This window comes from Psychrobacter sp. CCUG 69069 (assembly GCF_021023115.1).
GTDB lineage: Bacteria > Pseudomonadota > Gammaproteobacteria > Pseudomonadales > Moraxellaceae > Psychrobacter > Psychrobacter namhaensis.
In genome coordinates this window covers 263,310-273,643 of the sequence record NZ_QQAI01000002.1, presented here as the reverse complement: position 1 = coordinate 273,643, position 10,334 = coordinate 263,310, and the positions used below count along the sequence as shown (strand labels likewise).

The following is a 10,334-nucleotide window of genomic DNA, read 5'->3' as shown; positions in this document are numbered from 1 at the left end:
TCATGAGTACATGCACTATTACAATCATGAGCGTATTCAAGTGAAACTAAAAGGACTGAGTCCTGTGCAGTACAGAACTCAGTCCTTGATATAAACTTAAACCGTCCAACATTTGGGGGTCAGTTCAATTAGCCCTTTTTTGTTTGTAAAATTTTTGAAGATTAACGCGAGTAAGTAGGATCCGCTGCTGCTGTGAATAGTACGTCAGTTGATGAATTCAGTGCTGTTTCGGCCGAGTCCTGAATGACACCGATGATAAAGCCAATCGCCACCACTTGCATGGCAATGTCATTTGGAATGCTAAACAAGCTTGCCGCCAATGGAATCAGGAGCAGTGAACCACCAGCAACACCAGACGCTCCGCACGCGCTGATCGTTGCGACTAGGCTCAATAAAAGCGCTGATGCAAATGAGACTTCGATACCGAGCGTATGCGCTGCTGCAAGCGTTAACACATTGATCGTAATCGCCGCGCCCGCCATATTAATCGTTGCGCCAAGTGGAATCGTCACCGAATACGTGTCTTCGTGTAGGCCCAGTTTGCGCGCAAGGTTCATGTTGACTGGAATATTGGCCGCTGAGCTGCGAGTAAAGAAAGCGGTAATCCCTGATTCACGCAAGCAGGTGAATACCAGTGGATAAGGATTTTTGCCTGTCTTGATCAGTACGATAATAGGGTTGGCAACTAAAGCAATGAACAGCATACAACCGACCAGTACTAATAAAATACGCGCATACCCTGCTAGAGAGGCAAAGCCTGTCTCAGCGACGGTATTAGCGACCAAACCTAAGATACCAAAAGGCGCTAGGGCAATGATCCATTTCACCACTTGTGAGATGGCATCAGAAAAATCATTGACCACGGCACGCGCGGTATCGCTGGCTTGACGTAGAGCAAAGCCGATGATAATTGCCCATGCCAAAATACCAATGTAATTGGCTTCAGCAATCGCACTAACCGGATTGGCAACCAAATTCATAAGCAGGTTAGTCAACACTTCTTTGAGGCCTGCTGGTGGTACCTGCTCAATCGTCGCATTTACTAAGACCAGCTCAGTTGGGAATAAAAAGCTGGCTCCTACCGCGGTGAGCGCCGCCAAAAAAGTGCCAAACATGTACATAATAAGCACTGGTTTGACATAAACTTCATTACCACTGCGGTGTTGGCTAATGGCGGCCATGACCAAAACGAATACCAATACTGGTGCAACTGCTTTTAGCGCGCCAACAAACAGTGTGCCCAACAGTCCCAATGCAATACCGATGCTTGGTGCTAGCCAACCAATTATCACACCCAGTACCAAACCAATAATAATCAGCGGTACCAGCCCTATACGCTGGTACATCGCAATCAATGAACGCATCTATACACCCTCGAGTTAGTCAATAAATAAGAAATTTATAACGAAAATAGACAAAGAATCGATGGATGGTAGCATTTTTTAAGATAAGCGCCTACCTCTAACCCCTACCTGCTTAGGCCGATAGGACTCAGAAAAAAAGCGTAGGACTTGGTATGAGGGAAACTGGACGGCTTTTTTTAAAATACAGACGTTTTAAAGCTGTATCTTTTAAACTTTAAAGTGGGTCAGCTCATAGTCCAATTGTTGATAAACTTTGTACTTGTGACGACCTTCTTGCACGCTGTTAGGATCAGGTTTTATCAGCTCAAGCACCCGAGTAGGCTGTGCATTGGTGGCTGCTGCCATCACGCTTGTGACAGGATGCACCGTAGTATTAAGTACAATACCTCTAAAATCGGCTGGCATATGACTGCCAAGCAAAACAGGCGCTAATGTTTTGTGAGTGTCTGCGATATCAGGATCAGCGGCTTCAGTATGAGCGCCTAGAAGGCGTTGATGCGGTATAAAGCTTGTCGCTTCTTGTGCCCATAGGGCCTCATCAAGCGTCGACAGTAGTGTCTCATCTTCTACCAGTATCAGCACAGACTGAGAGCTTTTATTGAGCGCGGTTTGGGTCAGCTGACAAATAAAGCCCAAGAAATCTTGGGCTTTACTCTCGCTTAAAACATAAAAGCTAATGTTCATAAAATGATTGTCATAAAGTGGTTTTTCATGAGTTCATTAAGCCATATTTACACTGTTTTTTAAATACTGCATAAATAGGGGGACAGGACGACCGGTTGCGGCTTTATCTTTACCTGAGTTCCACGCCGTGCCAGCGATGTCTAAATGTGCCCACGCTTGACCTTCTTCGACAAAACGCGACAAGAAGCACGCGGCGGTCACAGAGCCTGCGCCTTTTCCGCCAATGTTTTGCATGTCAGCGATGGGTGAGTCAAGCTGTGCTTGATACTCATCATCCATTGGCATGTGCCAAATGAGATCGCCTGATAGATTACTGGCATTTTCAAGATCAAACAATACGTCTTCATCGTTACTAAACACCGCTGAGCGTACGTGCCCTAAAGCAACCACACAGGCACCGGTCAAGGTAGCAACATCAATAATGGTTTTTGGTTGATAGCGCTGCACGTAGCATAGTGTGTCGGCCAGTACCAAGCGACCTTCAGCATCCGTGTTTAAGATTTCCACTGATTTGCCGTTCATGGCTTTGACGATATCACCAGGACGGGTGGCATCACCTGATGGCATGTTTTCCGCACAAGCAAGCGCACCAACGACGTTGATCGGTAGACGCGCTTCACACAAGGCTTTAATCGTACCTAGGACTGAGGCTGAACCACCCATGTCAAACTTCATCTCATCCATGGCCGCGCCTGGTTTGATTGAAATACCGCCTGAGTCAAAGGTAACCCCTTTACCGACTAAGACGATAGGTGCGTCGTCATTAGCAACGTCCGTAGTGGTATCACTGTTTTTACTTGCCTTTTTAGACGCTTTTTTCGTCGGCAATTTATCCGCCAGTGCTTTTAGGCCACCGGTCGCTTTTGCGCTGTTAGTCGCGTTACTAGCGTTGTTAGCATTGGCACTAAATGCTGATTTACCTTGATATTCCATCAAGACAAGCTTGCCTTCTTTAGTAGAGCCTTGCGCTACCGCTAAGAAGCAATCCATACCCAGCGCTGACATCTCATCTTCGCCCAGTACCGTGACGTTTAAGAGGTCAGGATAGGTTTTTGCCAGTTCTTGCGCTTGTTCTGCCATATAAGCTGGGAAGCAGATGTTACCTGGCTCGTTAGCAACGTCACGGGTCAGGCTTTGGCCAGCAAAGACCGCTTGAGCAAACGCTAGCGTCTCTTGCAATGACTTATCAGCCAGTAAGTAGATATCGGTTAACACAGGCGTTTTTTGCTCAGACTTGTATTTATCAAAACGATAACTCGCTGCCAATAAATTAAGCGCAAACTGGCCAAATTGATTGTCTTCTAAGGCATCATCCAAAGCAACGGTAATAGAGTCGACGCGTTTTTGCGTGCTTTGATAAATGGTATTGGCAATTTTTTGCAATCCGCTTTGGCTAAGCTTATCAAGACTACCAACACCCACCAACAATAGCTGTACTGGGTTTTGCTTCGTGGTCTTTTTGTCACCCGCTAAGGCATAATCAGCTACAGTTTCGCAGGCTTTACCATTAAAGTGGGATACCTCAATCAATTGCTCAATGCGCGTTTGGTAATCGCTTAAGACTGATTCGGCCAAGATATTTTTCTTATCATCGACTAAGACGACAAGGCAGGCCGCGTCTTTGCTTTTGGCTTCTTTTTTGAGTATTTTTTGCGTGTGCGTTTTTGGTAAATTTTGGGTTAATTTAATATTCATATAATTATCCTTATTAGAGTTATGAAAATAGCAGAATTTATGTAATGGGTTATCTCTGTTAAATCATTTGACTTATTAAGCCACCACCGTAGTGTAGCATATTGCGAGGTGGGTGCGCAGTGAGCACGCCTTAGCTAATACATTCGAGCAAGTCTGCTATGCCAATTTACGCTATTCTTCTCGTGGTCAATGATAAGAAGGGTAAACAAATCTTTCTACAGTAAATATAGTAAAAATCTAACAGAAAAAACTCGCGTCACTTAGTGTAGTGTATGTTTTAAGCGGGCTTTATGACACTTACTATCGGTTATTTTTATGATGTTCTCAGTAAAATGTAAGCAATGATTCAAACACATTTCACAGCCATTTTTTACCAAAATATGCTAGGATTAGCGGTTATCTTTATCGCTAATGTTTATACGGTGTGGCTACTTAGTAGCCCAGTTGTTTTTACGCCTGTTTAACTATCTGCTAGAACAGCTCTGTGTTGATAGGAGTTATAGATTGTGCTTGAGTCTGCCCGTAGCCGATCAATAAACCTGCGATGAATCGTGCGAATACCAACCTTTTTTTAAGAGTGCCTATTGTGATATTACGCCGCTACATGACTCAACAAGTTGCCTCAACGACCGCCTTGGTATTGGGGTTTTTAGTGGTGATGATGCTTGGCGGGCGGTTGATCCGTTACTTTGGTATTGCGGCAGAGGGCAACCTAGATATCAGCTTGTTATTTACGATTATTGGTTATAATTTGCCGTATTTTTTAGAGTTAATCCTGCCGTTAGCATTTTTTATCGCATTAATGCTCGTGTTTGGGCGCTTGTATGTGGATCAAGAGATGGCAGTGATCAATGCCAGCGGCGTGTCGCGGGGTAAGCTTGCCCGCTTGATGACGCCCCTGATACTGGTACTGTTTGTCGGTGAAGCGGCGCTGTCCATCGTCGGTAAACCGTGGGGCGTGCGTTCATCTGAGGCAGTTTGGCAGCAGCAAGCGTTGACCAGTGCCTTTGACTTAATTCGTCCCAATGAGTTTATCAGTAGCGGCAATTATCATTTGTATGTGGGTAGTTTGAGCGATGATAAAAAGCAGTTGCAAGATGTGATCCTCATCCAATCTGAACCGAACTCAAAAGGGTCCGCTGATAAAAGTACCGCTGTTGATGTCAATAATCATATTGATCCCGAGACTGCCGAGCAACTAAATATTCCAGAGTTGCCAAACGCGCGGGTCAACAATAACGCTATCAGTAAAGACACCATCACTTTAGCCAAACGCGCTGAACAAGTAGACACAGGTGATAGCGGTGTGACCCAGTTAGACTTATTCCAAGGTCGCCGCTATGAGGTCGCCGCCGGTAGTCTAAAATATAATCAAGTGGGCTTTGATCGCTATCGAATCACCTTGATTGAATCATCGAAAGAAGTCATCACAGAAGACAATATTGAGACTCAAGCGATTGGACCACTGTGGCAGACAGCGACTGGTAGTGCGCAAGTAGCGAGTAGTGACAATGCGTTGCGTGCCGCTCAAGGTGAGCTTGGTTATCGCTTGGCGCTACCTTGGTTGATGATTCTTGCACCTATGCTAGCGGTGCCACTGGCACAAGTGCGCCCCCGCCAAGGCCGTTGGTTGCGTCTGTTTCCCTCTATTTTGTTATTTGTTAGCTGCGCGCTGGGTATTATTTCGCTCAAAAATGCGGTCAGTAAAGGCAGTGTCAGTGTGTGGGCCTATGCGTGGTTTATTGTAGGATTTATGGCGTTGGCGCTTTATCTGAACTGGGGAAGCCGCGTACAGCATCGGTTGCGCTTTCGCAAACCAGAAAACGACCCTTTACCGACTGTTGATCATCAAAGCAGTGGCTCACAAGGAGGGCGGTCTTAATGCGTTCTTTATTTGCAAAATCACCGGCTACTGATCAGCTTGCGCAAAAACCGACCAACTTAAAAGTACTGAGTCGTTATGTCAAACGCAACGCGCTGCTTGCTATTATCACCGCGGTCTTAGGTCTGTGGGCGTTACAGTTGGTTTTCTCTTATTTATCAGAGCTTGATTCGTTAGATGAGAGCTACACGATGAGTGAGGCGATCAAGTATATCTTTTATCGCTCCCCCTACTTTTTAGAGCAGTTTATCCCAACGGGTGCGTTACTTGGCGCGGTGGTAGGCTTGGGTTTGCTCGCCAATAAAAGTGAGCTGGTGGTGATGCGCGCCGCTGGAGTGAGCGTGTATCGTATTGTCGGCTGGGTGCTACAGCCTGCTTTGCTCTTTGTCCTGTTAGCGCTGGCTATCAATCAGTTTGTCTTACCGCACTCCAATCAGTTGGCGAAAGAGATTAATGAGGAGGACAGCAGTTCGTTGGTCACGTCGGTACGCGGTTATTGGACACTGCAGCCGCGCTTTGAGCGCTCAGAGGGTGGCGATACCAAGCCTGATGGCAGCGATATTTTGTATATCGACTATGCTGATGTCGAAGGCAATATCGGTGAAGTCAAGCGTTGGCATTTAGATAATGACGGGAATTTGCAAACGGCCGTCCACGCTGAAGGTGGGCAGTATATCGGCCGCGAACCTATAGATGCTAATAACAGCAAACCGAGCGAGCAGTATCGTTACGAGTGGCAGCTGAACAACATGACCAAACTCACCATCAACCAAGGGTTTGACAGTAGCCAAGCCATCTCACCATCTGATACGTTAAGCCTGCCATTTGCCCCTGAGTCTGTGTATTTACTCACGCGCAAGGCAGAGGATTTGTCATTGACTCAGTTGTATGAGCATCGTCAGTTTATGCGTCAGCAAGGTCAACGCTCTTTGAGCCATGAGTTGGCATTTTGGCAAAAGCTGTTATCGCCGTTGTCTATTTTATCTTTGGTGATTGTGGCTTGCTCATTCGTGTTTGGTTCGCTACGAACGCACAGTCTGGGTTTGCGTATCGTCGTGGCATTACTGTTTGGCTTGCTGTTCAGTTATGTACAAGACTTGGTGGGCTTTGTCTCGCTCGCGACTGGATTTTCGCCGTTATTTATGGTGCTGTTACCGATTGTTGTTAGTGCGGTATTGGGTGGTTATTTACTCAAGCGGCAAATGTAGTAGCCATAAAGAAGCCCGCCAAAATATTTGTGTTTTGGCGGGCTTTTGCTTGTTCGGTTTTTAAACGTTTAGGCCGTCAAAAAGTTAATCTTTGGTGGCCATGGTAATCGTATAAGTCTTGCCTTGTTTGACTTTCTCGCTATTGCCAAACACTTCGGTAAATGAGCGCTTCATAAACTGGCGCAGACCATTGATCGTCACCACATAAAAACGCCCGCCTTGACGCATTCGCGCATAGGCATCGAGGAAGTATAAGTAATGCTGCTCTTTGCCAACTTTGGCAGGCAAGTTTGACATGACGAGGCTAAAGTCTTTGTCCTTTGCCACATGGTTAAAGCCATTAGATAAATGCACATCGACATTTTTTAGACCGTTTTTTTCGCAGTTACGGCGCGCATATTCTACCGCCATAAAGTCTTTATCAATCAGTGTATGCTGACCGTTTGGACACTCACGCGCGGCTGTCATACCAAGCACACCATAGCCGCAGCCCAAATCTATCGAATCATCATCCGCTTGAAAGTCCACATAATCGAGCAGCATCAGGCTGCCATCATCGAGCTTTTGTGGCGAAAAAATGCCCCACGTGGTCGAAAAGTCAAATGGCTTACCCAGCACGTCTTGGCGAAAGTGAATGTCTTCGCGCCAGTGTTCGGCGTTTTTTAATAAGTCAGCAGGGGGTCTATGGCTCATGGGATTCTCAAATATAGATAAGTAAAAGGTGGTGCGCTGCCAGTCAGACAGTGGGCACATCATGACGCACGTTATTAAGGGTATTGTAACGAGAAAAGGGCAAGTTTGCAGCTATGGATTGAGAGAATTGTATTTCTACAAATGCAAGAAGAGCCAATCGCGCCTGTTGTTTGTATCTGTCACTCTGAGCGGGACGGTTAGACGCAAAGGACACTTATAGAAAAGTCCTCTGTAAGGGATTTTCTCTTGCGAACCTAACGAAGCAGTGCTTCGTTTTAACGGTTCTCACCCTCTCGGATGATGCTCAGCATGCAACTTTTGCAACCTCGCCGTTGCCACATGGGTATAAATTTGCGTCGTTGATAGATCACTGTGCCCCAATAACAATTGCACGCTACGCAAGTCTGCCCCATGATTTAGCAGGTGAGTGGCAAAGGCGTGCCGTAAGGTGTGCGGTGATAGCTCTTTGTCAATACTGGCAACTTTGGCGTATTTTTTGAGCAAGTACCAAAAGTTCTGCCGCGTCATATAGCCACCTTGCGCGGTCAAAAACACCGCTTGGCAATTACCTGATTTTAAGTGCGCAATCAAATCGCCACGCCCATGAGACAGATAGTTTTCTAGCGCATCGCTAGCATATTCGCCTAAGGGCACCAGTCGCGTTTTATTACCTTTCCCCGTGATTTGTAACCAGCCAGAATTGAGATTGACTTGCTCAAGTGACAGATTAATCAATTCGCTGACGCGCAGACCGCAAGCATAGAGCACCTCTAGCATGGCTTTGTCGCGTAGTCCGAGGGCGGTGCTGGTATCGGGTGCAGCGAGTAGATTATCGACATCCGCTTCGCTCAAATCTTTCGGTAGCGGACGACCAAGCTTTGGACTTTTGATACGCTCACAGGGGTTGTCTTCACGCAGATTGCTAACGATCATCCATAAATAAAACTGACGCAGGCTTGAGAGCATGCGCGCTTGGGTACGTGGGGTTTTGCCGTCCCGCGCAACAAAGGAGAGACAGTGCAGCACATCGTCAGGCTGCCAGCGGGTCAAAGCGATAGGATTGGTTAATTCACAAGCGCGCAAATCACGGACATAAGCATTACGAGTACGTGTCGCCAGACCACGCGCCAGCATAGCTTGACGAAACTCAGTCATGTAGCTAGGCTCATCATCTACTGCCAAGGCTTTCGGTTGTCGCTGTTGTACGGCGCGATCACGACTCATAAGACAATACTCAGAGGATGGCTAAAAATTGACAGTAAATCAACGTCAGAAAGAAAAGGTTACGCGTTTTTTTTCTTAACCAAATAACGATAAAGCGTGCCATTCGTAGGCTCATCATTATCGCCAGCGACCATGATTTCATCAGGATCTATATCCAAGCTCACGTCGTCAGCTAGGGTTTCTTGTTGGACAAGCGTGTGCCCTAAATGACGACAAAAATTAGGAATATCACGGGTGGTGGCAGGGTCGGTCGCCAGTATTTCAATCACATCACCGCCATCCGCTTGACGAATGGTGCGATGCAGCATCATGACCGGCTCAGGACAGATCAGTCCTTGAGTGTCTAAATGATGGTTGATAGCCGTTTGCGTGATAGAAGTAGTCATAATGGTAATTTTGAATCAATAAAGTTAAGTTTAAAATACAAGAGTAATGCACAGACGTGCTTTTAGGCGCGTACTTTATGTCTCTTCGACAATGTCAGATTCCTCTTGCACTTCTAAATAGTTAAAGAAGCGCTTAAAAGTCACTTTGAACAAAAACGCCACACCCAGCCAAGACGCTAGACCGAGCCATACCGTGTCGGCAAATAATAACCCACCGATCAATATAATGGTCGACACGCCAATGCTCAGCGCAATCATCGATGGTTGGTTCAGACGATAACGATAAATGACTAAGGCATCATAAACAGTAATAGGAATCGTGAGCGCGACCAACGCATAGGGCAAATTATAAAACAATTGATAAAGCAGCTGATTGTCATGGAACGCTTTAATACTGGCAATGGTACCAAAGACCACAAAAGCGAAGAGAGCAGCATAAATGAGATAAATCGCTATCTGGTTTGCACGCTGGGCGCCTTTAATACGAGCGATGGCAAGCGGGGCAAAGCCGTGTTGCGACTTATTTTGCAAGGATTGGTCTGAGACAGTGGTCATAGTAATCAGTCATGTATCCGTTTAGAGTTACGACCTATCAGAAAATAGCCGTGTTGTAGTGGAACGTTAGAAAAACTGGTCACTCAATTAATCTGCTTTGATGGCATCAATGGCAAGACTGGTATTAGGATCAGCAAAATAGGTCGACATCAAGATGCACGCAGAGATGTCATCAATCGGCGCGCGCTCATGCTTAATCCAGCCGTTTTCCCACGCTATTTCCCTGGCAGCGACTGAGGTTAAGCGCTCATCACACAGAGATACCGTTACTGGTAAATGCTGCTCCATGATTCTATGGGCTAAGCGGCGGGCAAATTTGTGTGCCCGTTTTGAGAGCATGGAGCTGCTACCATCCATATTCAGTGGTAACCCCACCACCACTTTTGCCACGCCCCACACTTTAATAATGCCCAGTAAATTGTCCCAATCTGGTTGACCATTGTTCATCGCTAGGATATCAAAGGCACGTGCGGTTTCGGTAATGGTATTACCCAGCGCCATGCCCATCTTTTTGACGCCATAATCTAAGGCCAAGACCAGATGCGGTTTGACGGCTGGTGCAGCGATGCTACTAGCCCCCATCTCTGAGCTATCGTCGCTATCTGTTATAGGAGTACGATCTACCATCATAAAGGATGTTACC

11 protein-coding genes are annotated in these 10,334 nt (G+C 46.3%); 3 read left to right on the top strand and 8 right to left on the bottom strand.

Features of this window, described 5'->3' with window-relative positions:
* Positions 1-94 (top strand): IS3 family transposase (locus tag DVY93_RS03085; protein ID WP_230709008.1); only part of this gene is annotated, 94 nt, incomplete at its 5' end.
* Positions 95-161: 67 nt separating this feature from the next.
* On the opposite strand, the gene sstT is transcribed toward DVY93_RS03085, so the two are convergent.
* The 3 genes from sstT to DVY93_RS03070 form a co-directional block, all read right to left on the bottom strand.
* Positions 162-1,364: a serine/threonine transporter SstT gene (sstT, locus tag DVY93_RS03080; RefSeq protein ID WP_193005676.1), complete on the bottom strand. Its 1,203-nt coding sequence runs from the start codon at positions 1,362-1,364 to the stop codon at positions 162-164.
* A 207-nt stretch (positions 1,365-1,571) separates the two neighbouring features.
* Positions 1,572-2,048, bottom strand: a complete 477-nt coding sequence (locus DVY93_RS03075; RefSeq protein ID WP_230708988.1) for a DNA polymerase III subunit chi — start codon at positions 2,046-2,048, stop codon at positions 1,572-1,574.
* A gap of 36 nt (positions 2,049-2,084) precedes the next feature.
* Positions 2,085-3,743, bottom strand: a complete 1,659-nt coding sequence (locus tag DVY93_RS03070; RefSeq protein ID WP_198334615.1) for a leucyl aminopeptidase — start codon at positions 3,741-3,743, stop codon at positions 2,085-2,087.
* 604 nt (positions 3,744-4,347) lie between these two features.
* Between DVY93_RS03070 and DVY93_RS03065 the strand changes: the two genes are divergently transcribed.
* Positions 4,348-5,625, top strand: coding sequence for an LPS export ABC transporter permease LptF (locus DVY93_RS03065; protein ID WP_230708987.1), 1,278 nt, complete (start codon positions 4,348-4,350; stop codon positions 5,623-5,625).
* The gene (gene lptG / locus DVY93_RS03060; RefSeq protein WP_230708984.1) at positions 5,625-6,833 is read left to right on the top strand and encodes an LPS export ABC transporter permease LptG; all 1,209 of its coding nucleotides are present in this window, start codon (positions 5,625-5,627) and stop codon (positions 6,831-6,833) included. Before DVY93_RS03065 ends, lptG begins: the two co-directional genes overlap by 1 nt.
* Positions 6,834-6,917: 84 nt before the next feature.
* Here lptG and DVY93_RS03055 read toward each other — a convergent pair whose 3' ends face one another.
* From DVY93_RS03055 to ruvX, 5 genes are all read right to left on the bottom strand, one after another.
* Complete coding sequence (locus DVY93_RS03055; RefSeq protein ID WP_230708981.1) at positions 6,918-7,526, bottom strand: class I SAM-dependent methyltransferase; 609 nt, start codon at positions 7,524-7,526, stop codon at positions 6,918-6,920.
* A gap of 285 nt (positions 7,527-7,811) precedes the next feature.
* Positions 7,812-8,750, bottom strand: coding sequence for a site-specific tyrosine recombinase XerD (gene xerD, locus DVY93_RS03050; protein WP_230708979.1), 939 nt, complete (start codon positions 8,748-8,750; stop codon positions 7,812-7,814).
* Positions 8,751-8,809: 59 nt separating this feature from the next.
* Positions 8,810-9,136, bottom strand: coding sequence for a sulfurtransferase TusA (gene tusA / locus DVY93_RS03045; protein ID WP_230708976.1), 327 nt, complete (start codon positions 9,134-9,136; stop codon positions 8,810-8,812).
* Positions 9,137-9,211: 75 nt separating this feature from the next.
* On the bottom strand, positions 9,212-9,691 hold the full coding sequence (locus tag DVY93_RS03040; RefSeq protein ID WP_230708974.1) for a hypothetical protein: 480 nt from the start codon (positions 9,689-9,691) through the stop codon (positions 9,212-9,214).
* Positions 9,692-9,778: 87 nt separating this feature from the next.
* Positions 9,779-10,318: a Holliday junction resolvase RuvX gene (gene ruvX, locus DVY93_RS03035; protein WP_230709006.1), complete on the bottom strand. Its 540-nt coding sequence runs from the start codon at positions 10,316-10,318 to the stop codon at positions 9,779-9,781.
* Positions 10,319-10,334: the final 16 nt, after the last annotated feature.